Here is a 22,891-nt window from a genome sequence, read left to right on the forward strand (position 1 = left end):
GGCAACACCATTGGTGTTGCCCCCCACAGCGCCGGCGGACGAACGGGACACCATCTCCCTCGAACACAGACCATTTAGGCGCTGTGTCATGGTCATTTCGTCGGCGCATCAGGTCGCGTACGCGGTGCCGAGAATCGTGTCCGCTCAGGCGCGCAGCATCTCGGCGAGGATGTGGTCCACCGGTACGAAAGCGAGGTCGCGGGCCGTGGTGCCGGCTTGCTCGTCCCCGGTTTCGGCTGCCGAGCCGTCGAAGCGCGCGACCTCGACCACGACCAGGTAACGGTCGGTCGCGAGCGCGATCGTGAGGTTGGCGGGGTCTGGCCGGTACGTCGCGCCGGTCCCGGGCGGCGGGAGCAGGAACGGGACGCGGTCGGTTCCGGCCCTGCCCGCATTGATGTCCGCCTCCAATTGTTCGGCCCGCGCCTCGTCGGCGACGCGGACGACGGAGGCGGTCCCGACGAAGCGGCGCCCCGCGTCCACGGACACCGCGCGGATCACGCCGGTGCAGCCGCTCTCGTCCAGCAGCGGGGCCAGCCCCGGTTCGGCCCCGGCGGTGCAGTCGAGCGTGTCGGTGGCCAGTTGCTCGTACGTGCTGTCCTGGATGCTGCGCGAGCCGTTCGCGCCGAAGAACTCCTCGGGCGTGAATCCGCCGGCAGCTTCCTTGTCGTCGTCCCGGGCCTTGAGGAAGACGACGACGCCGACGGCGACGAGCACGAGGACCATCGCGCCGATGACGGCGTTGACCACCGCGCCCGCGCCTGAGCCTCGACGCTCAGGGGGGTGGGGTGGATCGCCGAGCAGGCTGCCGTGGGGGCCGCGCTCGGGGAATCCGCTGCCCGTTCGGGGCAGTCCGTCTTGCGGGTCGAGGCCGGCGCTGCCGCTTGTGCTCACCTTGGCGAGGCGATCGTGGTCGCTCGTCCCGCCCGTCCCCGCCAAGTAGTCGCTCATGACCAGGGACGTTAGCCGGAACGGCCTGCCGTCCGGTCGGTCCCCGCGCGCGGCGGTTTCCGACATGCCGCCGACCGCCCGCTTTCGCGCGGAACGCGATGGTCCCACCGCGCGGTTCGGATAGATCCGCGATCAGCGCTGCGGCAGCATCGCGCTCGTCGTGCGGTACACGGCGGACCGCCGTCCTGCCGGACCGCACGAACGCCGGGTCGGGCAGCGGCACTGGAGGCCGTCGTGGGACGTCGTGGGGACGAATCGAGGCGCGGACTCGCGCTGCCGCTCGCGACCTTCGCCCTGGTCTGCCTGCCGGCGGCCGCTTGGGCGTGGTTCCCCGACGACGGCGACCGCCCGCCGTCTTCCACGGCACCGGCTGCGGGCCGGTCGAGCACGCCGTGGGCGGTCGACGCTCCCGCGACTGCGACCGCGACCGCGAGCCCGGCCGCCGTCGGGCCGGGAGCGGAGGGCCGTCCCGTGGCGCCTGCTCCGGCTCCGGGAGGCGCGGGCGTTCCGTCGACCGCCGTGCCGATATTCACGCCCGCGTCGATCCCGCCGCAGCCGCCGAGCCCGAGCGTCGCGGCTTACAACACCGGGAACTGAAGAGCCACTTCGCGCACGAGGCGGCGCGTGTACGTCCGTCTCCGAACGCCGCCGCGCCGCCCCTGTGCGTTGCTTCGGCTCAGCCGAACAGGGTCTTGGCCTCGTCGTACAGCGACTCGGGCACGGTCTTCAGCTCGCGCGTCGCGTCCTGGAGCGGCACCGTGACGACGTCCGTCCCGCGCAGAGCGACCATCTTGCCCCAGTCGCCGTCGTGCACCGCATCGATCGCGTGGAACCCGAACCGGGTGGCGAGCCAGCGGTCGAACGCCGTGGGCGTGCCGCCGCGCTGCACGTGGCCGAGCACGGTGGTGCGCGCCTCGTGACCGGTCCGCCGCTCGATCTCCGAGGCCAGCCAGTCGCCGATGCCGGACAGCTTCACATGCCCGAACGCGTCGAGGGTCTGGTCCTTGGTCACCATCTGCCCCTCCTTCGGGATCGCGCCCTCGGCGACCACGACGATGGGGGCGTAGTTGGTGCGGAAGCGGCTCTCGACCCAGGCGCACACCTGCTCGATGTCGAACTGCTGCTCGGGGATGAGGATGACGTTGGCGCCGCCCGCCATACCGGAGTGGATCGCGATCCAGCCCGCGTGGCGTCCCATGACCTCGACGATCAGGACGCGGCGGTGCGACTCGGCCGTCGTGTGCAGCCGGTCGATCGCCTCCGTGGCGATGTTGACCGCGGTGTCGAAGCCGAACGTGTAGTCCGTCGCGCCGAGGTCGTTGTCGATGGTCTTGGGTACGCCGACGACCTGCACACCGTGCTCGTGCAGCCGGGTCGCGACGCCCAGCGTGTCCTCGCCGCCGATCGCCACCAGGGCGTCGACCTCCAGCTTGGCGAGGTTCTCGCGGATGCGCTCGACGCCGCCGTCGATCTTCATCGGGTTGGTGCGGGACGACCCGAGGATGGTGCCGCCGCGGGGCAGGATCCCGCGTACGGCCGGGATGTCGAGGGTCTGGGTGTCCGCTTCGAGCGGGCCGCGCCACCCGTCGCGGAAACCGACGAAGTCGTACCCGTACTCCGTGACTCCCTTGCGGACCACGGCCCGGATCACCGCGTTGAGGCCGGGGCAGTCGCCCCCACCGGTCAGGACTCCGACGCGCATCGAGCTTCCCCTTCGCCTGCCGTGGACGGGATCAGTACGTATGGATCTTTGTCCGGTACGCCCACACGTCACGCTACCGCGAGGTGCCTGCCCCACCGTGCGTCCGCGCAACCCGTTCGGGCGATCTCCAAAGAGTGATCGGAAGAGTCACCGGGAAACGCCCGGCGCCGTCGGCCGGTTCCCGGGCGCGCAAGTCGTGCCGTCGACGCGGAACGGATATCGCGAGGCCCCGTGCCCGCGAGAGGTTGGCCGGTGACCCGTTGTCGAAAGGACGAGGATGTCCACAGGAATCAGACGGCGCCTGCCGGGGCGCCGGCTCGGTCTCACGGCAATAGTGGGCCTGCTCCTGCTCGCGTCGACCGGAGTCGCCGACGCCGCCCTCCCCGATCCCGACACCGGTATCAGCGAGGCGCAGGCCGACAGCGGCGTCACCGTCGACCGGGGCAAGACGAAGACCAAGGACGGCGTGGTCTCCACGAAGCTGACCTTCAAGATCAGCAACAAAGGCCCGACGCCGACGGTCGAGGGCGAGTTCCGCGCGTCCGTCACGGACGGCGTCGTCTTCTACCGCGCCCCGAAAGGCTGTTCCCTGAAGGACGCAAGTGTCATCTGTCCGCTCAAGCGGATCAGGAAGGGCGCGACGGAGAAGATAGAGATCACCGCGATCCTGAAGGGCACCTTCCACAAGGTCGAGGCCAGCAGTTCCAGCGAGAGCGACCCGAACCCCGCGAACAACAGCCTCGTCCTGGAGTGGCTCTCCTCGGATCCCGCACCGAAACCGACCCCGAAGCCGTCGAGTTCGCCCCCCGCGAAGTCGTCCAAGTGCCCGGCCACCAGAATCGAATGGTCGAAGGACGGCGGACGCACGTGGAACCGCGGCGGCCTTCTGGGCGGGTTCCACTCCAAGCTGAACGTGCGACTGGCGGACAAGGTCGACAAGAAGTGCCAGTACAAGGTGTCGCTCGCCTCGTACAGCGCCGAGGGGCCGACCTGGAAGACGTCCGGCAAGCAGGCCTTCCTCGGCAAGCACACCGTGACGCTCACCGGCAAGAAGCCGACGGCGGTCCTGGACATCTCCAGGTTCATGCCCCCCTGCTACGGGCAGATCGACCTCTACGGCAGCGGCGAGAAGTTCGACGGCGACCGGTTGCCGCGGTACCCGGACCGGAAGTTCCCGACCCGGATGATCGCCGGGTGGAACGGCGGCAAGGCGTGCACCGGCCCGCCCTCGTCGAGCCCGCCGCCGTCCAGCACGCCGCCGTCCAGCACGTCCGCGTCGCCGTCGACGTCCGCGAGTACGTCGGCACCGCCGTCGTCCCGGCCGCCGACCACGACCCCGCCGACGACGCCCGCCACGTCGTCCAAGCCGCCGGCCACGACACCCCCGAGCAGCACGCCGACCACAACGGCCCCGTCGAGTACGCCGCCGCCTCCGCCCGCGGACACGTCGCAACCGCCCGCCGAGCAGGTCCCGGTGGACGATGCCCCGGCGCCCCCCGGCCCGGACGACCAGCGGAACACGACCGAGCCGCCGTACGTCGACGGTGACCTCCCACGCACCGGCGCCGACCGCATCCCGTACCTGATCGCCCTCGCGGTGTTCTCCGTGCTGCTCGGGGCGCTGGCGATCGCCTGGTCGCGCTGGGGCACCCTCGGCGCGTTCGGCCGGACGTCGGCACCCGCTCCCGCACACGCGGCCAACCCGTGGATCAACCGGCCGCGCAACCCCTGGATCAACTGACCGCCCACCCCCCAGAACGCGGCCGCCTCCTCCCGGGGGCGACCGCGTTCATTCGTGCGCGCAACGCAGGCGCGTCGAGGGGGACCCGCACGGGCGACGAGCCCATATCGTTTCGTCGCATGAGTGTGCTTGCGATCGATGCCGGAACGACCGGGGTCACCGCGCTGCTGGTGGCCCGCGACGGAAGCGTCCTGGCGCGCGGCTACCAGGAGTTCCAGCAGCACTTCCCGGAGCCGGGACGCGTCGAGCACCAGCCCGAGGAGATCTGGCAGGCCGCGCTCCAGGCGTGCCGCGAAGCGCTGGACCGCGCGCGCCACAAGGACGACGCACCGACCGCCCTCGGCATCACCAACCAGCGCGAGACCGCGGTGCTGTGGAACCGCCGCACGCTCTCGTCCCCGCGCCGCGCGATCGTGTGGCAGGACCGCCGCTCGGCGGACATCTGCACGCGCCTCGCCGACGCCGGACACGAGCCCCGCGTCGCGGAGTTGACCGGCCTGCGGCTCGACCCGTACTTCACCGCGACCAAGCTGGCCTGGCTCGCCGAGCACGACAAGGGCGTGTGGCGCGACGTCGAGGCGGGGCGGGTCGCGCTGGGCACCGTCGACTCGTACCTCATCGCCCGCCTCACCTCCGGGCGCAGCCACGTCACCGACGCCTCGAACGCCTCGCGCACCCTGCTGTTCGACATCGAGCGCGGCGCATGGTCGGCGGAGCTGTGCGACCTGTTCGGCGTGCCGATGGACGCGCTACCGCAGGTCGTCGCCTCGTACGGCACCGTCGCGCGCACCGACCCGGACGTCTTCCTCGGCCTCGACCTGCCGATCGCGGGGATCGCCGGGGACCAGCAGGCGGCGCTGTTCGGCCAGGCGTGCCACGCGCCCGGCGACGTGAAGTGCACGTACGGCACCGGGTCGTTCGTGCTCATCAACACCGGTGCGGAGCCTGTGCGTTCGTCCGCGGGCCTGCTCACCACGGTGGCCTGGGGCGCACCCGACGGGACGCTCACCTACGCACTGGAAGGCTCCATCTTCGTCACCGGCGCCGCGGTCCAGTGGCTGCGCGACGGCCTCGGCGTCATCGGCTCCGCCGCGGAGACCGAGCCGATCGCCCGCACGGTCCCCGACTCGGGCGGCGTCGTCTTCGTCCCCGCGCTCACCGGCCTCGGCGCCCCCGACTGGGACCCCACCGCCCGCGGCACCATCCTCGGCATCACCCGCGGCACCACCCGCGCCCACCTGGTACGCGCCACGCTGGAGGCGATCGCCTACGAGGTCCGGGACGTCGTCGACGTCATGACCTCCGACGCCGCACTCGCCCTCCTCGCCCTCAAGGTCGACGGCGGCGCCTCGGAGAACAACCTCCTGTGCACCCTGCAAGCGAACCAACTAGGCGTCTCCGTCGAACGCCCCAAGATCAGCGACACCACCGCCCTCGGCGCCGCCTTCCTCGCCGGCCTCGGCACCGGCGTCTGGTCCACCCCCGCCGAACTCGCCGCAACCTGGCAACTCGACGCCCGCTTCACCCCCGGCCGCCGAGACGAAGAGGCTTACGCCCGCTGGCGCAAGGCGGTGGAGCGGGCGAAGGGCTGGGCCGACTGAACCGCCCTTGCTCTACCCGAGGTCGTCGCACACCTGGGGTACGTCCACCTCTACCGAGAAGGCGTCGCCCACGGGCACCACCGCGCTCCCCGTGATTTTCGCAACCTCGCGATAGTGGTCTCCGTCGAGCGCGTGAACTACCAACTCGGGGTTGTCGTCCAACGGTTCGAGACGCCAGTAGTGCGGCACCCCGAGCCTGGCGTACGCGTTCGGCTTCCAGACGCGGTCGGCCGCCGTGTTCCCTGGAGAAACGATCTCGACGATCAACAAGACAGCTTCTGCGTCGACAACGACGGTCTGCTTGGTCACGGCTGCCTCGTCAGCGACCACAATGTCCGGGATGAAGAGTTGGTCAGCCGACCGGACATTGACCGCTGCGGCCACCCTGTAGGGAGCCTTGGCCGCGCGGATCGCGGATTTGAACTGATACCACAGCTCAGAGGAAGCAGCCTGATGCGGCCACGAAGGAGCAGGGGACACGACCAGGGAACCGCTGATCAGCTCGACCCGAGCGCGCGACGGATGCTCGTCCCTGGCAAGGAGTTCTTCGACGGTCCAGGGACCCTCGTGCGCCTCAAGTGCCTCATTGACGGCCATGAGACCTTCACCCTCCGATCCGGACTTCCAGCATCGCATGCGCTTCTGACGACGAGAACGCTTCCGAAGATCCGGCGCACCGGTGGCGCGTTCGCCAGGGGGATCGCCCATTTGGAGCAGTGGGAGTAGTTCGTCGTCAGTCGTCGAGGCCGCGTTCGATGGCGTAGCGGACGAGTTCCACGCGGTTGTGGAGCTGGAGTTTGTTGAGGGTGTTTTGCACGTGGTTCTGGACGGTGCGGTGGGACAGGACCAGGCGTTCGGCGATCTGCTTGTACGAGAGGCCCTTGGCGACGAGGCGGAGGACCTCGGTTTCGCGGTCGGTGAGGCGGGGGGCCGCCGGTTCGCGGGAGTTGGGGGCGGTCGGGTTGGTGGCGATGCGGCGGAACTCGCCGAGGACCAGGCCGGCGAGGCCGGGGGTGAAGACGGCGTCGCCCTTGGCGGTGCGTTCGACGGCTTCGAGGAGTTCGGCGGCGCTGGCGGACTTGACCAGGTAGCCGGTGGCGCCGGCCTTGACCGCTTCGAGGACGTCTTCCTGCTCGCCGCTCGCGGAGAGTACGAGGATGCGTACGGTCGGGTCGTTCTTGACCAGTTCGCGCGCTACTTCGTCGCCGCTGAGCTTGGGGAGGTTGAGGTCCAGGACGACGACGTTGGGCGCGGTCGCGCGGGCGCGGCGGATCGCCTCGGGGCCGTCGCCCGCGGTTGCGACCACGTCGTAACCGGCGGCGGCGAGGTCCCGGGCCACCGAGTCGCGCCACATCGGGTGGTCGTCGACGACGAGCACGCGGACGGGCGGTTCGGCCGGAGCACTTTCGGTCATCGCTGCCCACCTCGTCTGCGACTCGGGTGTGTCGTGTCGTCGGGGATCGCGCGCGGAATCGCGCGGGACGCCGGATCACGAACCTACCGGAGTCGCGCCCCGGCGGTCCGGAGCGGCCGCCCGCCGGTGCCGTGTGCCGACGCAATGCGGTGGGCGGCGAGCGCATTCTGTACGGTTCCCCGCGCGGTCGGCCGAGGACCCGCGAACGGTCCGGCGGGCGCGGCTCAGGTCTGGCCGTTGAGGGCCGCAGCGCGACGCGGCAGGCGCAGCTCGACCTCGGTGCCCTGGCCCGGGACCGAAGTGAGGAGCGCCGTCCCGCCGACGTCGCGCAGCCGTCCCTCGATCGACTGGGACACCCCCAACCGGCCTGCCGCGCGGGCTTCTTCGAGGCGTCCGGGGGCGATGCCGGGGCCGTCGTCGCGGACGCTCACGATGATCTCGTCGGGCTCGTCCTCCAGCAGGATCCACGCTCGGGCGCCCTCTCCCGCATGCCGCCAGACGTTGTCGAGCGCGGCCGAGGCCGCGGCGGCGAGTTCGCGGGCCACCGGCGTGGGCAACAGGACCGGGGTGCCGGGCGACGCGACGCTGACGCGGGCGCCCGCGAGGCGGCCGAGGAGTGTGCGTACGTCCTGCCGCGCCGGATCGTCGCCCACGCCCGACCCCGGCAGGTCGGCGGCCTCCAGGTCGACGGGGGCGTCGGACACGAGCTGGCGCAGGGCGACCTCCTGTTCCCCCGCGAGCCGCCCGAGTTCGGCGGCCTCCCCGCCGATCTCCGCCCCGCGCCGCTGCACGAGGGCGAGGACCTGGAGGACGCTGTCGTGGATGTCGCGCGCCAGGCGCTCACGTTCGCGCGTGGCCGCCTCCAGTTGGAGGGCGCGGGCCAGGGCGCGTTCGCTGGACCGGGCCAGTTCGACGACGTACCCGATCGCGGTGGCGGCCAGCATCATCAGGACGATGTTGTGCAGGTTGCTCTGCGCGATCTCGCCGCGCTCCACGATGTTGGCCGTGCCGGTGACGAGGGCCGCTATGGCGCCGGTCAGCCAGCCGCCCTTGATCGCCCAGGCCAGTACGGGGGCCGAGGACCACACGGTGGGGAGCGTGAGGCTGCCGTCGGCGACGCGCGCGGGGTCGTCCAGCCACCGGGTCGCGAGCACGCTGAGGACCGCGAGGGCCAGGTCCACGCTGAGCACCGGCCAACTGCGCAGCTCGGGCTTCTCGAAGGCGTACATGGTGAGGAGCGTCCACAGCGTGAGCACGCCCATGACCGCCCAGCCGCCGTACGGGTGGCGGTACTCGTCGGCGGCGTTGATGAACTGCATGACCGCGTAGCCGAGCGCGAGCAGCCGGAAGACCGCGAGCGCGCGCCACAGCGGTTGTTCGACGGACATCCCGATCCTCCCGGTACGCGGGCACCGCGGCCTCACGCGCCACCCCGCGACGATGGTAGAGCCGGGCGGGCCGCGGAGGGCATGGTCGTCGCGGGACGGACAGCCGGGACGGGTCGGATGTCAGGCGCGGGAGACGCGAAACCGCGTGGAACGGGTGACGGACGTCAGGCCGCGCCGCCGCCGGTCTTCTCGGCCTTCTCGGCCTTCTCTGACTTCTCTGCCTTCTCCGCCTCGGCCTTGGCCGCCTTGGCCGCCTTCTCCTCGGCCGCCACCTGCTTGCGCGCCTCGGTGATGGCCTTCTTGGCGTCGGCCGCGTAGAGGTCGACGTACTCCTGACCGGACAGCTCCATCAGCGCGTACATGATCTCGTCGGTGATCGAGCGCAGGATGAAGCGGTCGTCCTCCATGCCCTCGTACCGCGAGAAGTCGAGCGGCTTCCCGATCTTGATGCCCACTCGCATGATCTTGGGGATCACCTTGCCCGGCGGCTGGATCTTCTCGGTGTCGATCATGACGACCGGGACCACCGGCGCCCCCGACTCCAGCGCCATGCGCGCGATGCCGGTCTTGCCGCGGTAGAGGCGTCCGTCCGGCGAACGCGTGCCCTCCGGGTAGATGCCCAGGAGTTGGTCGTGGCCCAGGACCTTGAGCCCGGCCTGAAGCGCCGCCTCGCTCGCGCTGCCGCCGGTGCGGTCCACCGGAAGCTGCCCCGCCCCTCGGAAGAACGCCGCGGTCAGGCGCCCCTTGACGCCGCGCCCGGTGAAGTAGTCCATCTTCGCCAGGAACGTCACGCGCCGGGTCACCATCGCCGGCAGGAAGAAGGAGTCCGAGAAGGACAGGTGGTTGCTCGCCAGGATCGCCGGCCCGCGCTCCGGGATGTTCTCGCGCCCGACGACCTCGGGGCGGAAGAACAGCCGAAGAAGCGGGGCGATGATGAGCTTCATCAGCCGGTAGAACAACCCTGACCTCCTCGTGAACCGACTCGAACCTTAAGGCATGTCCCGGCGCGGGTCGCCTGGGCGGGCGTACACGGCTGTACGGCGTGCGCGCGCCCGTGGGAGCATTCCCCTGGGCTTCCCCTGGACCGAGCCCCGAGGAGCCTCCGGTGAGCCCGCGCAGGCCCGCGAGCACGTGATTCGCGAGGAAGTGAGAGGAGCCGCCCGGTGTCGATCCTGCCTGGTGCCGAGCCGTACCACCACGACGGAGGCCCCGTCGGCTTCCTGCTGAGTCACGGCTTCACGGGCACCCCGCAGTCGATGCGCCCCTGGGCCGAGCACCTGGCCGCGGGCGGTCTGACCGTGTCGCTGCCGCTGCTCCCGGGTCACGGTACGCGCTGGCAGGACATGCAGCTCACCACTTGGCAGGACTGGTACGCCGAACTCGAGCGCGCCTTCGACTCGCTGCGCAACCGCTGCGACGCCGTCTTCGTCGGCGGCCTGTCCATGGGCGGCACCCTCGCGCTGCGCCTCGCCGAGCAGCGCGGCGAACAGGTCGCGGGCCTCGTGCTGGTGAACCCGTCGGTGCACGCCGACGACGCGCGGCTGAAGGCGCTCCCGGTGTTGAAGCACCTCGTGCGCTCGCTGCCCGGTATCGGCTCCGACATCCGCAAGGAAGGCGCCTCCGAGCTGGCGTACTCGCGCACGCCGCTCAAGCCGCTGCACTCGCTCGCGCGCCTGTGGCCGCTGGTGCAGGGCGACCTCCCGCAGGTCACGCAGCCGGTGCTGCTGTTCCGCTCGCCGCAGGACCACGTGGTCAATCCGGCGAACTCCGAGACGGTCCTCGCCCGGATATCGTCTACTGACGTGACCGCGGAACTGCTGCCGGACAGCTACCACGTGGCCACACTGGACAACGATGCCGAGTATCTCTTCACGCAAAGCCTGGAATTCGTCCGCCGTCTGACCGCGTTTGACGGGCAAGACGACAACAAGGACGACGCGAAGGACTGAGAGTGCCAGGACGTGGCAACGGGCTCGACGCGGAGTCGTACAAGCCCCTCACCGACCTCGACCCCGGGTTCGCCGACGACATGCTTGTCGTGCTGCGCACCGAGGGTGTCGCCGCCTACGTGACCCCGCTCGACGAGGAGCCGGACCTGCTGCGGCTGTGGGTGGACGCGGCGGCCACCTCGCGGGCGCGGGCGCTGCTGCGCCGCGAGCGCGAGGCCGCCGAGGAGCGGGCCGAGGCCGGGACAGCGGCGGCCGAGGACGACTCGGGCAGCCCCGCCATCGCGCCGGACGGCAAGATCCAGGACACGAAGAGCCCCGGGGACGCCCCCGCCGACACCCCGGCGGAAGGCGCCGCCGACGCCCCCGAGAGCACCAGGACCGCCGCGGCCGACCCGTCGTCGGGCACGGCCGCCGCAGCCGCCTCGGCCGATACCGCGGCCCCGGACGAAGACGAGCTGTGGGCCCAGATCGTCGCGGGCTTCGACACCGAGGTGGCGGACCCCGTGCCGCGCTGGCCGGTCGCCGAGGACGTCGACAACAGCGGCGGTCCGAGCGGCCGCAAGAGCGGTGTCACGCGTCCGGGCGACGGGTCGTTCCGCGTGGGCGTGGTGTCGCCGGGGCCGCGCGACTGGACGCCGTCCGATGAGCGCCCGGAGGACTCCGAGCCGGACGAACTGGACGAGGATCCCGAGGGCCACTTCGTCCCGCCGCCGCCTCCGCCGCTGCCGAAGACCGACCTGGCCACGAAGACGGCGTGGACCGCGCTGCTCGGCGGGCCGCTGTTCCTGCTGGCCGTGGTGCTGCTCGGCCGCCCGATCGGCGAGTGGACGACGTTCCTGGCGATCGCGGTCTGCGGCGGCGGCTTCATCGCGCTGGTGTCGCGCCTGCGGCAGGACCACGACGAGGACGACCCGGACGACGGCGCGGTCGTCTGACGTCCTCCCGGTCCGGACCCACGGCCTCCCGGCCCGGACTCACGGCCCCAAAGCACTGCACTCAAGTCCTCGGCCCACCGGACACCCGGCCGGCGCGGGCGCGTCGCGTCAGCCGATCGGCACGCGCAGCGTGGCCAGCACCGGGCGGTGGTCGGTCGCCGCCTCGTACTCGGCGGCGGTGAAGTCCTCGGGGACGCCGCACCGCACGAACTCCACGCCCTCCGAGGCGAACACGCCGTCGATGCGCCGCCAGGGGTTGCGGTGCGGCGACGTGAACTCCAGCCCCCAGGGCGCGACCGCGTAACCGTCCTGGAGCTCCGCCGCGAGGTGGTCCCAGCCGGGATGCCCCGGGAACTCGTTCATGTCGCCGGCCAGGATGCGGTGCTTCTCGCCCAGGTCCGCCAGATGGGTCAGGACGAGGTCCGCCTGCCAGCGGCGCTCCTCCGCGTCCAGGCTCAAGTGCGTGCTTCCGACCGCGAACCGCGCGCCGCCGACCGCCAACCGGGCGAGCGCGACACCGCGCTGGTGGAACCCGGGCGTACGCGGCAGCAACACGCTCCGCGCCGCCACCACGTCGATACCGGGCGCCACCATCACCATCGGCCCGGTCGCCGCCGCCCCTCCGGCCGCGACCGCAAAGCCGCACGCCCGCGCGAGCCATTCCGCCTGCACACCGGGCAGCAGAAACCGCGGCGCCTCCTGGATCAGCGCGATATCCGCCGCAAAGTGCCGAATGATACGCACCAGCAACCGCCGATCGTCCCGCAACGACCGCACGTTGTACGACAACACCCGCAACTCGACGCCCGCGCCGAACCCGTCGCCACTCTCAACCCCGGCCTGCCCCATCAACCCATGCTCACCCCCGCGCACCCGATCCGCGCGCCGAACGGGAACAGCCACCCCAAGCCGTCGTTCCGGGGCAGCACCGAGGAGCTATCGGCGGGCGAGGTCGGCGGCGCCTACGAGGCCCGCTTCGGGGCCGAGGGTGGCGAGGACTACTTCGGCGGCGGGGCGGTGGCCTCGGGTGAGGACGCGGTGGTACGCCTTCAGGGTGGGGGCCAGCAGCAGTTCACCGGCCTCGGAGACACCGCCGCCGAGGACGAACGCGCCGGGGTCGATGAGGGCGGCCAGGTCGGCCATGCCCTGGCCCAGCCACTCGCCGACGTCGCGGAAGGCGGCGAGGGCGACCGGGTCGTCCAGCCTCGCGGCCTGGGTGACGTGCGGGCCGCGGATGCCGTCGGGGGTGCCGTCACCGAAGGCGAGCAGCTTCTCGGCGGCCTGCGGTTCACCCGCGGCGCGTTCGCGGGCGAAGCGGGTGAGCGCGTTGCCGCTGGCGTACTGCTCCCAGCAGCCGTAGTTGCCGCAGCCGCAGAGCAGGCCGTCCGGGACGACGCGCATGTGGCCCGGCTCGCCCGCGATGCCGTGGCGGCCCCGGACGAGCCGCCCGTCCAGCACGATCGCGCCGCCGATGCCGGTGCCGATCGTCAGGCAGACGACGTCCTCGTGCCCCGCGCCCGCGCCGAAGCGGACCTCCGCCCAGGCGGCCGCGTTGGCGTCGTTCTCGACCACGACCGGCAGGCCGACGAGGTTCTGGATGCGGTCGCGCAGCGGCTCGTCCACCCACGCCGTGACGTTCGCGGAGAACATGACGGTGGCCCGGTCCGCGGCGATGAACCCGGCCGCGCCCAGACCCACGGCCTCGACCTCACGGTCCTGCACGAGGTGGCCTACCGCGTCGCCGATGGCCTCCGCGACCGCCTCGGGGTCGGTCGGAGTCGGCACCTTCACGCGGTCCAGGACCACGCCCGCGGCGTCGACCACGCCCGCCAGGATCTTGGTGCCGCCGATGTCGACGCCGATCGTCAGTCCCATATCGTCTGTCGTCCTCGGTGTTTCGGGGGCCGATGGTGCGGATGCGCGGGTGTACGGGGGTACGGATGCCGCCGGTGGTACGCGCGGGCAGGCGGGATGCCGGGTCAGTCGCTCTGTGACGGCTCGTCGCCGCTGTCGTCCCGGGGACGCTTGGGCCGGGAACCCGAGCCGCGCTCAGAATCCTCGCCCGAGTCGGCGGTAGCGCCCGCGTCGTCGCGCTCGACGTCCGCGTCGAGTTCGATGTCGATGTCGACACGCTGGGCCGGGGCCGCGCGGGATGCCCAGCGGCGCTCCTTGTCGGCCACCAACGCCCGGTAGGCGGCGAGCAGTTCCGCACCCGCCGCACCCAGGTGCGCGGCGGCCTCGGGGTGCCGCCGAATCAGCGGCTCGACAACCTTCTCGCGCACTTCTTCGCGTACGCCGCCCAGTTGCGCCGCCACCGCCTCCGCGAGCCTGCGGGCCTCCTCTGCGAGGCGGTCGGCGGACTCCTGCCGCGCCCCCTCATCGCCGCGCCCGTCGCCATCGCCACGCTCGTCGCGGTACGCGTCCCCGCGGTCATCCCCGCGCGCGTCGTCGGCCCCGTCCGCCCGACCGCCGTCGGCGCCGCCATCAGCCGCGCTGTCGGCCCCGTCGCCGGACCGGCCCGCGCGGGCGCCCGGAACAGGGTCCGCGACACCGGCCCACGGGTCGTCGGATCCGTCCGTCCTCTTCATCGAAGGCTCCACCCGCCGCATTCTCCCGTGTGCCCGGCCGCCGGGGCGAACTCCGCAGCTCTTCCGCGTGCCACGCGTCGCGTCACCGCCGCATCCACACCGCGGGATCCGGGACGAACCGGACCCGCAGCACACCGCCCCGAAGCCCGGCCCCCTCAATAGTGCATCGCCGCAGTGCGGACGGCAGGGGCAACATGCGGCGGTACGCGCCGACCGTCACGATGAGTTCGTCCCCGCGTCGCAGCAGGTCCAGTTCCCCGCGCTCGGCGCCCGGCAGCGGGACGAGGAGCACCAGCCGGTCCCCGTCCGCCTCGACCTCGAACCCGGCCTCCGGCTCGGCGGCCCCTTCGCGCTCGGCCCCCGCGGAAACGCTCCCGCCCCGATCGCCCACCGCGTCCCCCGCCGCCGCCGACGGGTCCACAAGGCGCGGCAGCGTCTCCGCGAACCCGGCGAGTGCGTCGGCGCCCAGCGGTTCGTCCTCGCCCACCGCCACCGCGGCCGTCTCCGCGTCCGGGAACAGCGCGCGCAGCGCCGCGGCCCGGTCGTGGGCGAGGGTGCCGCCCTCCGCAAGGCCGTTGACCACGACGTCGCCGACCGGGCGGCCGTACAGCGCCAACGCCGACGCCGCCCGGCGGTCCGCCGCGGCCGCGACACGCCCCGGCCTTGTCACGAAGCGCACGGAGGTCCCCGGCCCGTCCAGCACCGCCCGTACGGCGTCGAGTTCCGCGATGACCCGGCGGGCGGTCGCGTACACCCACTCGTCGGGCATCGGCACCCCCGCCGCCACCGCCAGGATCGGCGCGAGCCCGCGGGCGGCCTGGCGCTCGACGGGCAGCAGCCGGTCGAGGTAGCGGGCCAGCGTCTCCGGCAGCGCGAGCGCGAGCACGGCCTGTTCGGCCGGGGGCATGTCGACCACGACGAGGTCGAAGGCCGCGGCGTCGTCGGCGGCGCGCACATGCCTGGCCAGCACCCGCAGCGCGAGCGCGTCCGTGGCGCCCGGCACCGCGGCGATCTCCTCGGGGTCGAGCGGATCGACCCCGAACAGCGCGAGTATTCCGCCGAGTTGCTCCTGGACCAGCAAGAACTCGCGCTCGAACTCCTCGCGCACCGCGACGCGCGCCGCGTACAGCCCGGGCTCGACCTCGGCCGGGTCGAGCCCCAGCGGCAGCCCCAGCACCGTGTCCGCGTCAGCCGTCCCGTCGGCCGCGAGCAGCAGGGTACGGCGCCCCGCGCGCGCCTCGGCGACCGCAGTGGCCGCCGCGACGGTGGTACGCCCGGCTCCGCCGAGACCGGTCACCAGCACGACCCGGGTCACCGCGCGACCCCTGAACCCGCGCGCCGACCGGCCTGCCGACGGGTGTACCGATCGGCCGTCGTCCCGCCGACGGGCCCGCGATCCGCCAACCCCTCAGCCGCTCTTCTTGACGGTGTCCGGCCGTTGTTCGACACGCTTCTTGAGCCCCGACAGCGCGCGGTCGATGATGACCTTCTCGGCCTTGCGCTTGATCATGCCGAGCATCGGGATCTTGACGTCGACGCGCAGCTCGTAGGTGACCTCGGTGCCCGACTCCAGCGGGCGCAGCGCGTAGGTGCCGTCGAGGGACTTGAGCATCTGGCTGGTCACGAGGGTCCAGCGGACCTCGCGGTCGCCGTCCCACGTGTAGGCGAGGACGTGTTCGTCCTTGATGGCCGCCGCGTCCAGCACGAACCGCACGCGCGTGCCTCGGCCGATCTGCTCGTCCTTCTCCAGGACCTCGGCCTCCTTGACCTCGCCGGTCCAGTCCGGGTACTCGGCGAAGCCCGCGATCACCGCCATGACCTCGGCCGGCGTGGCGTCGATCGTGATGCTCGATCTGGTCCGTTCCGCCATCGTCAGCAGCCCTCCGGGAAGCCTTCACCCCTGCGCGCCGCCCGGGCGGGGACGCTGCGGTTCCGTCGAAGGCTATCGCGCCCGGCGGGGCCTGTGGCGGTGGCCACCGGGGGGCGGCTCACCAGGTGAGCACGTACGGCCTCCCGGTCGCCTGGAAATGCCCGACGTTGACGCACTCGGTCCGCCCGATGCGCATGCGCCGGGCAAGCGGCTGGTGGACGTGGCCGAACAGCGCGTACGCGGGCTGCGTCGCCCGGATGGCCTCCAACACGGCCTCGCTTCCGCGCTCGAAGCGGCGTGCGACCACGTCGTACGTCAGTTCGGGGACGGCCGGCGGGATGTGGCAGCACAGCACGTCGACCTTGCCCAGCGCGGCCACCTTGGCGGCGTACTCCTCGTCGGAGATCTCGTAGGGGGTGTGCATCGGCGTCTTGAGGCCGCCGCCGACGAACCCGAACGTCCGTCCGCCTATCTCCACCGTCGCGCCGTCCAGCACGGTGACGCCGTCGCGCGCGTAGTCGTTCCACAGCGCGGGGATGTCGACGTTGCCGTACGTCAGGTACGTGGGGTCCGGGAAGGCGGCGAACAGCGCCGCGTACTGCCGCCGCACCGCCTTCTCGATCGCCTCCTGAGGCGGCTCGGCGAGCGAGGCCCACAGGGACCGCGAGAACGCGCGCGCCTCCTCGAAACGCCGCGCCGTCCGCAGCGCGACCAGTTGCACCGCATTGTCGAGGCCGAACAACTCGGGGAAGATCCCCTGCGTGAGGTCGTGGTAGTCGATGAACAGGATCAGGTCGCCCAGGCACACGAGCGCGTCGGCGCCGTCACCCGCCCGGGCGAGCGCCTGCGCCTCGCCGTGTACGTCGCTCACCACGTGGACCCGCATTCCCGCAGCGTACCGGCGCCGCCACATATGGGACCGGTCGCATACCCTCGGGGGTAGGGCAGGCGAAACGAAACGGCAGCCGGGCCCCCGGGCCCGGAGGTGACGAGAGGCACAGGATTGTCACGACCCCTGTCACTCGCACCTTACTTGCCAGTAACGTCTGCCCGACCACCGGCAACCGCCATCAAGGAGCAGTCCGTGCGCGAGTTCAGCGTCCCGGCCGTGGCCGAAGTGCCCGCAGAAGGCAACCTGACCGACATCATCAGGACGAACGCCGCCGAGGCACCGGACACCGCCGTCCTGTCCCGCAAGACCGGCGGGCGCTGGACCGACGTGACCTCGCGCCAGTTCAAGGCCGAGGTCTACGCCGCCGCCAAGGGCCTGATCGCCTCCGGGATCAGCCCGGGCGACCGGGTCGGCCTCATGTCGCGCACCCGGTACGAGTGGTGCCTGATGGACTTCGCCATCTGGTCGGCGGGCGCGATCACCGTGCCCATCTACGAGACGTCGTCCGCCGAGCAGGTCGAGTGGATCCTGTCCGACTCCGGCGCCACCGCGTGCGTCGTCGAGTCGGCCGCCCACGAGGAGACGCTCGCCGACATCCGCGGCGGGCTGCCGGACCTGGCCCACGTGTGGCGCATGGACGAGGGCGACACGCCCGCCGTCGAGGCCGCGCTCGCCGAGGCCGGCGCCGAACTGGACGACTCCGCGGTGGACGAGCGCTGCGCGGGCCTGACCGGCGACTCGACCGCGACCCTCATCTACACCTCCGGCACGACCGGGCGTCCCAAGGGCTGCGTGCTCACGCACCGCAACTTCTACGGCGCGTCGACCAACCTGATCGAGCAGTTGGAGGAGCTGTTCCAGGTCGAGGCCCCGTCCTGCCTGCTCTTCCTCCCGCTGGCCCACGTGCTCGGGCGCGAGCTGCACGTGATCTGCATGCAGGCGCGCGTCCGCACCGGGCACTGCCCGGACATCCGCCAGCTCACCACCGAGCTCGCCGAGTTCAAGCCGACGTTCGTGCTCGCCGTGCCGCGCGTGTTCGAGAAGGTCTACAACACCGCGACCGCCAAGGCCGAGGCCGACGGCAAGGGCAAGATCTTCCGCAAGGCCGTGGACACCGCGATCGCCTACAGCGAGGCGTTGGACGGCAAGGGCCCGGGCTTCGGCCTGCGCGTCAAGCACGCCACGTTCGACAAGCTGGTGTACGCCAAGCTCCGCGCCGCGCTCGGCGGCCGCTGCAAGTTCTCCGTCTCCGGCGGCGCCCCGCTGGGCACCCGCCTCGGCCACTTCTACCGTGGCATCGGCCTGACGATCCTGGAGGGCTACGGCCTCACCGAGTCGACCGCCGCCACCACGCTGAACCCGCCGGACGCGGTGCGCGTCGGCACCGTCGGCCGCCCGATCCCCGACTCGGCGGTGCGCATCGCCGACGACGGCGAGATCCTGCTCAAGGGCGTCAACATCTTCCAGGGCTACTGGCACAACGACGCCGCGACCGAGGACGCCTTCGAGGACGGCTGGTTCCGCACCGGCGACCTGGGCGAGCTGAGCGACGAGGGCTACCTGTCGGTCACCGGCCGCAAGAAGGAGATCCTGGTGACCGCGGGCGGCAAGAACGTCGCCCCGGCCGTCATAGAGGACCGCATCCGGGCGCACCCGCTGATCAGCGAGTGCATGGTCGTCGGGGATGCCCGCCCGTTCGTGGCGGCGCTCGTGACCATCGACCCGGAGACCTTCCCGCGCTGGAAGGAGACACACGGCAAACCGGCCGACGCGACGGTGGCCGACCTGGTCGACGACGCCGACCTGATCGCCGCCGTGCAGGAGGCGATCGACGACGGCAACAAGGCCGTGTCGCGCGCCGAGGGCGTCAAGAAGTTCCGCATCCTCACCATCAACTTCACCGAGGAGAGCGGCCACCTGACCCCGTCGATGAAGCTCAAGCGCGGCATGGTGATGAAGGACTTCGCAGCCGACGTGGAGACGATCTACGCGCCCGCGAAGACTCCCGCCTGATCCGCGGCGCGTCGAGCGCGGCAGGCACCGTGGAGGCCGCGCTGAGCAACACATGCCGAACACCGGGCGCCGCTCCTGCGGGGGCGGCGCCCGAGGCTTGCCGGGGGCGCCGGCGGGCCGCTACTCGTAGCCCAGCAGCCCCCTGAGCCGTCCCGCGAGCAGGTCCCAGCGCCACGCCTCCTCGACCCAGCGCCGCCCGCGCTCCCCCATCGCCTTCGCCTTGACCGGGTCGAGCAGCAGGTCGGCCACGCGCGCGGCCGTCTGCGCGGTGGAGCGGCCGTCGACCACGTAGCCCGTCTCGCCGTCCAGGACCGCATCGGGCGCGCCACCGGAATCGCCCGCGACCACCGGGCGTCCCACCGCGGACGCCTCCAGGTAGACGATGCCCAGGCCCTCGACGTCGAGCCCGCGGCGCCGGGTGCGGCACGGCATCGCGAACACGTCGCCCGCCTCGTGGTGGGCGGGTAGTTCGGACCACGGGACCGGGCCGGTGAAGGTCACGGACGCACGTACGCCCACCTCGTCCACCAGCTTCTCCAGGTCGTCGCGGTACGGACCGCCGCCGACCACCAGCAGCGCGGCGTCCGGCACCCGGCGCAGGATCTCCGGCATGCCGCGGATCAGCGTGTCCTGGCCCTTGCGCTTGACCAGGCGCGACACGCACACCACGACGGGGCGGTCCGTGAGGCCGTACCGCGCGCGCACCTCGGCACCGCCGACGCCCGGCCGGAAGACGGTCTCGTCGACGCCGGGCGGCAACTGCACCATGCGCGCGGCGGCTTCGCGGCTCAGCGCCGGCGCGATCTTCGAGCGCGTGTATTCACCCAGATAGGTGACCGTGTCCACGCTGTCGCCGATTCGGCGCAACAGCCGTCGGGACACCGGTAGTTGCGCCCAGCCCGCCTCGTGCCCGTGCGTCGTCGCGACGAGCCGCGACACACCGGCCTCGCGCAGCCCGACGCCCATCAGGCCGAGCGGCGCGGCGGCTCCGAACCACACCGCGTCGCACTTCTCGGCGCGCGCGATGTCCTTTGCGCGCCGGAAGACCCACGGATTGGGGACCATCATCTTGGTGGCGTCGCGGACGACGGGGAACGGCTGTTCGCGGTCGAAGGCGCGTACCTCGGTGTTGTCCTTCCAGGACGACGTGTAGACGACCACGCCGTCCGAGGGCAGCCGCAGCGCCATCGCGTGGACGAACGACTGGATGCCGCCCGGCCGCGGCGGGAAATCGTTGGTGACGATCAGGGTCTTGCGCACGCTTGTCATCGGGTCGAGATGATTTCAGACGGTACGGTGACGCGCACGCCTTGACCGCGAGGGAGAGCATGAGCCGGGAAGCCCGCTGGAGCGTCGCCGCCGCCTGGATCCTGACGCGCGCCTGGCTGCTGCTCGTCACGCTGGACGTGCTGTACAACCCGTACCCGATCGTCACCACCGACGTGTCGGGCATCTACGCGCCCTGGGCCGAGACGCTGCGTTCCGGCACGTTCCCGGTCGACGACGTGATGTGGCAGTACCCGCCCGGGGCCGCCGGGGTGCTGCTGCTGCCCATGCTGATCGCGCCGCTGTCGTACACGCACGCCTTCTTCGTGCTGATGCTGCTCGCGGACGCCGTCGCGTTCGCGTGCCTGCTGCGCGGCCGCTCGGTGCTCGGCCCCGCGCTGTGGGTGGCCGCGGTGCCGATGCTGGGGCCGATGATCCTGTCGCGGTACGACCTGTTCGTCACTGCGCTCGCGGTCGCGGCGCTGACGACGGCCGCGCGCAGTCCCAGGGCGAGCGGACTGCTCACCGGTGTCGCGGCGGCCGTCAAGGTGTGGCCGGTGCTGCTGCTGGTCGGCGCGCCGCGCGGGCGGCGGGCCGTCGAGGCGCTGCTGTGGACGGTGATCGGCGCGGTGGCGGTGGTGCTCGGCTTCGCCGCCGCGCTGCCCGGTGCGTTCGGCTTCCTGACCGCGCAGCGGGACCGCGGCATCGAGATCGAGTCGGTGTTCGCGACGCCGTTCCACCTGGCCCGGCCGCACGGCTGGTCGGGGGAGGTCAAGTTCAACTACGGCTCGATCGAGTTCCTGGGACCGCACGTCGATCTGGTGGGACGCATCAGCCTGGCGGCCAGCGCGCTCGCCATGGTGTGGCTCCTCGTCTGGCGCGTGTGCGCCCGCCGCTGGACACCCGCCACGCCGTTCGACGCGGCGCTCACCGCCGTCCTGCTCTTCGTGGTCACCAGCCGGGTGCTCAGTCCGCAGTACATGGTGTGGCTGATCGGGCTCGCGGCCGTCTGCCTCACCCGGCGCGAGACGACGCAGCGCCCGGTGGCCGCCCTGATCCTGCTCGCCGTACCGCTGACGACCTGGGAGTTCCCGGTCTGGTTCGGCTGGCTGATGGCCGGTGAACCGCAGGCGGTCGCCGTCCTGCTGGCCCGCAACGCGCTGCTGGTGACGGCCGCGGTCTGGTCGGCCGTACGCCTGTGGCGGTCCGCCCGGCCGCCCTTCACGGCCGAGGACTGGCCGGCTCCGGAACCCCGTGCAGTTTCGCCCAGTCCCGAGCCAGTGCGATCCGCTCCGCAGTCGATGGATGCGACCCGAACAGCACATGGAGCACCGGGTTCGGGGTGAGGTTGGAGCGGTTCGCGAGGGCGAGCCGCCGCTGCATCGCCACGAACGCGTCGGGGTCCCGGGTCAGATCGAGCGCGTGCACGTCGGCGCGCGCCTCCAGCCTGCGGCTGATCAGCATCTGCGCGGGCCCGGACAGCGTGGTGACGACGGCGACGACCGCGAGCAGCAGCGCGAGGGCCCGGGGGTCGCCGGGACCGTCCGCGCCCGCCCGGTCCAGCAGCGGCCGCCAGGTCATCAGCAGGCCGATCACGCAGACCCCGGCCGCCATGCCCGCGGCCCCGATCAGCGTGCCGTGCAGGACGTCGTTGCGCTTGGCGTGGCCGAGTTCGTGGGCGGTGACAAGCTCGATCTCGCGCGGCGACGCGCTCTTCAGGGTCGTGTCGTAGACGACGATGCGGCGGGTCGAACCGAAGCCCGAGACATAGGCGTTGAGAGCGGTGGTGCGCCGCGAGGCGTCGGCGACGAGCACGTCGTCGACGGGGACGCCGTCCTTCTCCGCCAATTCCAGCAGCGACGTGCGCAGCGGGCCCTCCGGCATCGAGTGGAACTTGTTGAAGGCCGGCTCCACCAGCAGCGGGTAAAGGAACGAGATCGCGACCACCAGCAGCGCCCCGGCGCCCGCGGCGATCGGCCAGGCGGCGCGCGGCCAGTGGCGTACCAGGGCGAACAGCGCCAGCGCGACGCCGAGCACCAGGCCCGCGGACATCGCGAACCCCTTGGCGGCGTCGAGCCACCAGCCGGACCAGGTCTGCACGGACAGGCCGTATCTGCGGCGCACCACCTCCAGGCGCGCGTCGAACGGCAGCGCGACCACGCGGCCGATCAGCAGCAGGACCAGCCCGCCGAGCAGCACCTGCCAGACCCAGCCGCCACCGAGCGGACGCGCGACCGCCGCGACCAGCCGGGCACCGAGCGGGGTCAGGCCGAGCAGCAGCGACACGGCGAGGCTCAGCGCCATGGACAGATACACGGGCGGCCGGGCGTGGTCGGCGAGTTCCCGGCCCCTGGCGATCTCCGCGGCGGTGAAGTCGCGGGCCGCGTCGGGCGCCGTCGAGCCCCCGGGGACGTCGGGCAACGGACGCCACGGCGTGGTCAGCGCGACCGCCACGAGCAGCACGACGGTGGTCACGACGAGGCAGACCACCAGAACCTTCTGACCGGACATCAGCCGGCTTCCCTCCCCGTTCTGTCGCTGTTCGGTTCTGTGCCCGGACCTGCCCCCGGGCTTGTCCGTGCGC

General features: G+C 72.1%; 20 protein-coding genes and 1 pseudogene. 7 read left to right on the forward strand and 14 right to left on the reverse strand.

The window, feature by feature from the left end; translation table 11 throughout:
• Positions 1-144 precede the first annotated feature (144 nt).
• Positions 145-948: a hypothetical protein gene (locus ACRX5S_RS17885; protein WP_436773934.1), complete on the reverse strand. Its 804-nt coding sequence runs from the start codon at positions 946-948 to the stop codon at positions 145-147.
• 234 nt (positions 949-1,182) lie between these two features.
• On the opposite strand from ACRX5S_RS17885, the gene ACRX5S_RS17890 reads away from it, so the two are divergent.
• Positions 1,183-1,545 carry a hypothetical protein gene (locus ACRX5S_RS17890; RefSeq protein WP_436773935.1) on the forward strand — a complete coding sequence of 121 codons (363 nt, stop codon included), beginning with the start codon at positions 1,183-1,185 and terminating at the stop codon, positions 1,543-1,545.
• A gap of 79 nt (positions 1,546-1,624) precedes the next feature.
• On the opposite strand, the gene ACRX5S_RS17895 is transcribed toward ACRX5S_RS17890, so the two are convergent.
• Positions 1,625-2,650, reverse strand: coding sequence for a 6-phosphofructokinase (locus ACRX5S_RS17895; RefSeq protein WP_436773936.1), 1,026 nt, complete (start codon positions 2,648-2,650; stop codon positions 1,625-1,627).
• A 277-nt stretch (positions 2,651-2,927) separates the two neighbouring features.
• On the opposite strand from ACRX5S_RS17895, the gene ACRX5S_RS17900 reads away from it, so the two are divergent.
• Both ACRX5S_RS17900 and glpK read left to right on the forward strand, forming a co-directional pair.
• Positions 2,928-4,391, forward strand: a complete 1,464-nt coding sequence (locus ACRX5S_RS17900; RefSeq protein WP_436773937.1) for a hypothetical protein — start codon at positions 2,928-2,930, stop codon at positions 4,389-4,391.
• Positions 4,392-4,510: 119 nt separating this feature from the next.
• Positions 4,511-5,992 (forward strand): glycerol kinase GlpK, encoded by a 1,482-nt coding sequence (glpK, locus tag ACRX5S_RS17905; protein ID WP_436773938.1) that lies wholly within the window; start codon positions 4,511-4,513, stop codon positions 5,990-5,992.
• Between the two features lie 12 nt (positions 5,993-6,004).
• On the opposite strand, the gene ACRX5S_RS17910 is transcribed toward glpK, so the two are convergent.
• The 4 genes from ACRX5S_RS17910 to ACRX5S_RS17925 form a co-directional block, all read right to left on the reverse strand.
• A complete protein-coding gene (locus tag ACRX5S_RS17910) occupies positions 6,005-6,589 on the reverse strand; it encodes a Uma2 family endonuclease (protein ID WP_436773939.1) in 585 nt (194 codons plus the stop codon).
• A gap of 136 nt (positions 6,590-6,725) precedes the next feature.
• Positions 6,726-7,406 carry a response regulator gene (locus ACRX5S_RS17915; protein ID WP_436773940.1) on the reverse strand — a complete coding sequence of 227 codons (681 nt, stop codon included), beginning with the start codon at positions 7,404-7,406 and terminating at the stop codon, positions 6,726-6,728.
• A gap of 224 nt (positions 7,407-7,630) precedes the next feature.
• Positions 7,631-8,794 carry a MacS family sensor histidine kinase gene (gene macS / locus ACRX5S_RS17920; protein WP_436773941.1) on the reverse strand — a complete coding sequence of 388 codons (1,164 nt, stop codon included), beginning with the start codon at positions 8,792-8,794 and terminating at the stop codon, positions 7,631-7,633.
• Positions 8,795-8,958: 164 nt separating this feature from the next.
• Positions 8,959-9,753, reverse strand: a complete 795-nt coding sequence (locus ACRX5S_RS17925; protein WP_436773942.1) for a lysophospholipid acyltransferase family protein — start codon at positions 9,751-9,753, stop codon at positions 8,959-8,961.
• A 204-nt stretch (positions 9,754-9,957) separates the two neighbouring features.
• Here ACRX5S_RS17925 and ACRX5S_RS17930 point away from each other — a divergent pair, with 204 nt between their 5' ends.
• Entirely contained in the window at positions 9,958-10,743 is a 786-nt protein-coding gene (locus tag ACRX5S_RS17930) for an alpha/beta hydrolase (RefSeq protein ID WP_436773943.1), read from the forward strand.
• 2 nt (positions 10,744-10,745) lie between these two features.
• Positions 10,746-11,678, forward strand: coding sequence for a hypothetical protein (locus ACRX5S_RS17935; RefSeq protein WP_436773944.1), 933 nt, complete (start codon positions 10,746-10,748; stop codon positions 11,676-11,678).
• Positions 11,679-11,786: 108 nt separating this feature from the next.
• Here ACRX5S_RS17935 and ACRX5S_RS17940 read toward each other — a convergent pair whose 3' ends face one another.
• The 6 genes from ACRX5S_RS17940 to ACRX5S_RS17965 form a co-directional block, all read right to left on the reverse strand.
• Positions 11,787-12,527, reverse strand: coding sequence for an endonuclease/exonuclease/phosphatase family protein (locus ACRX5S_RS17940; RefSeq protein ID WP_436773945.1), 741 nt, complete (start codon positions 12,525-12,527; stop codon positions 11,787-11,789).
• Positions 12,528-12,614: 87 nt separating this feature from the next.
• The gene (locus ACRX5S_RS17945) at positions 12,615-13,553 is read right to left on the reverse strand and encodes an ROK family glucokinase (protein WP_436773946.1); all 939 of its coding nucleotides are present in this window, start codon (positions 13,551-13,553) and stop codon (positions 12,615-12,617) included.
• Between the two features lie 104 nt (positions 13,554-13,657).
• The gene (locus ACRX5S_RS17950) at positions 13,658-14,266 is read right to left on the reverse strand and encodes a DUF5304 family protein (protein ID WP_436773947.1); all 609 of its coding nucleotides are present in this window, start codon (positions 14,264-14,266) and stop codon (positions 13,658-13,660) included.
• A gap of 82 nt (positions 14,267-14,348) precedes the next feature.
• The gene (locus ACRX5S_RS17955; RefSeq protein WP_436773948.1) at positions 14,349-15,581 is read right to left on the reverse strand and encodes an ArsA family ATPase; all 1,233 of its coding nucleotides are present in this window, start codon (positions 15,579-15,581) and stop codon (positions 14,349-14,351) included.
• Between the two features lie 93 nt (positions 15,582-15,674).
• The gene (locus tag ACRX5S_RS17960) at positions 15,675-16,136 is read right to left on the reverse strand and encodes an SRPBCC family protein (protein WP_436773949.1); all 462 of its coding nucleotides are present in this window, start codon (positions 16,134-16,136) and stop codon (positions 15,675-15,677) included.
• A gap of 118 nt (positions 16,137-16,254) precedes the next feature.
• Positions 16,255-17,022: a metallophosphoesterase family protein gene (locus tag ACRX5S_RS17965; protein WP_436773950.1), complete on the reverse strand. Its 768-nt coding sequence runs from the start codon at positions 17,020-17,022 to the stop codon at positions 16,255-16,257.
• A gap of 198 nt (positions 17,023-17,220) precedes the next feature.
• On the opposite strand from ACRX5S_RS17965, the gene ACRX5S_RS17970 reads away from it, so the two are divergent.
• Entirely contained in the window at positions 17,221-19,041 is a 1,821-nt protein-coding gene (locus ACRX5S_RS17970; protein WP_436773951.1) for an AMP-dependent synthetase/ligase, read from the forward strand.
• Between the two features lie 120 nt (positions 19,042-19,161).
• Here the strand turns inward: ACRX5S_RS17970 and ACRX5S_RS17975 are convergent, their stop codons facing one another.
• Positions 19,162-20,310 (reverse strand): glycosyltransferase family 4 protein, encoded by a 1,149-nt coding sequence (locus tag ACRX5S_RS17975; RefSeq protein ID WP_436773952.1) that lies wholly within the window; start codon positions 20,308-20,310, stop codon positions 19,162-19,164.
• A gap of 59 nt (positions 20,311-20,369) precedes the next feature.
• Between ACRX5S_RS17975 and ACRX5S_RS17980 the strand changes: the two genes are divergently transcribed.
• Positions 20,370-21,653 carry a glycosyltransferase 87 family protein gene (locus ACRX5S_RS17980; RefSeq protein ID WP_436773953.1) on the forward strand — a complete coding sequence of 428 codons (1,284 nt, stop codon included), beginning with the start codon at positions 20,370-20,372 and terminating at the stop codon, positions 21,651-21,653.
• Here ACRX5S_RS17980 and ACRX5S_RS17985 read toward each other — a convergent pair.
• Positions 21,634-22,818 (reverse strand): annotated as a pseudogene (locus ACRX5S_RS17985) (M48 family metallopeptidase); the annotation flags it as partial. The gene ACRX5S_RS17980 and the pseudogene ACRX5S_RS17985 overlap by 20 nt on opposite strands.
• Between the last annotated feature and the right edge of the window lie 73 nt (positions 22,819-22,891).

It is taken from the genome of Yinghuangia sp. YIM S09857, from assembly GCF_051388915.1.
Classification (GTDB): Bacteria; Actinomycetota; Actinomycetes; order Streptomycetales; family Streptomycetaceae; genus Yinghuangia.

Coding starts and splice junctions, on each gene's coding strand:
- glpK (WP_436773938.1), top strand. CDS start 4,511: ATGAGTGTGCTTGCGATCGATGCCGGAACGACCGGGGTCACCGCGCTG.
- ACRX5S_RS17950 (WP_436773947.1), bottom strand. CDS start 14,266: ATGAAGAGGACGGACGGATCCGACGACCCGTGGGCCGGTGTCGCGGAC.
- ACRX5S_RS17965 (WP_436773950.1), bottom strand. CDS start 17,022: ATGCGGGTCCACGTGGTGAGCGACGTACACGGCGAGGCGCAGGCGCTC.
- ACRX5S_RS17915 (WP_436773940.1), bottom strand. CDS start 7,406: ATGACCGAAAGTGCTCCGGCCGAACCGCCCGTCCGCGTGCTCGTCGTC.
- macS (WP_436773941.1), bottom strand. CDS start 8,794: ATGTCCGTCGAACAACCGCTGTGGCGCGCGCTCGCGGTCTTCCGGCTG.
- ACRX5S_RS17940 (WP_436773945.1), bottom strand. CDS start 12,527: ATGGGGCAGGCCGGGGTTGAGAGTGGCGACGGGTTCGGCGCGGGCGTC.
- ACRX5S_RS17885 (WP_436773934.1), bottom strand. CDS start 948: ATGAGCGACTACTTGGCGGGGACGGGCGGGACGAGCGACCACGATCGC.
- ACRX5S_RS17980 (WP_436773953.1), top strand. CDS start 20,370: ATGAGCCGGGAAGCCCGCTGGAGCGTCGCCGCCGCCTGGATCCTGACG.
- ACRX5S_RS17900 (WP_436773937.1), top strand. CDS start 2,928: ATGTCCACAGGAATCAGACGGCGCCTGCCGGGGCGCCGGCTCGGTCTC.
- ACRX5S_RS17895 (WP_436773936.1), bottom strand. CDS start 2,650: ATGCGCGTCGGAGTCCTGACCGGTGGGGGCGACTGCCCCGGCCTCAAC.
- ACRX5S_RS17945 (WP_436773946.1), bottom strand. CDS start 13,553: ATGGGACTGACGATCGGCGTCGACATCGGCGGCACCAAGATCCTGGCG.
- ACRX5S_RS17960 (WP_436773949.1), bottom strand. CDS start 16,136: ATGGCGGAACGGACCAGATCGAGCATCACGATCGACGCCACGCCGGCC.
- ACRX5S_RS17975 (WP_436773952.1), bottom strand. CDS start 20,310: ATGACAAGCGTGCGCAAGACCCTGATCGTCACCAACGATTTCCCGCCG.
- ACRX5S_RS17910 (WP_436773939.1), bottom strand. CDS start 6,589: ATGGCCGTCAATGAGGCACTTGAGGCGCACGAGGGTCCCTGGACCGTC.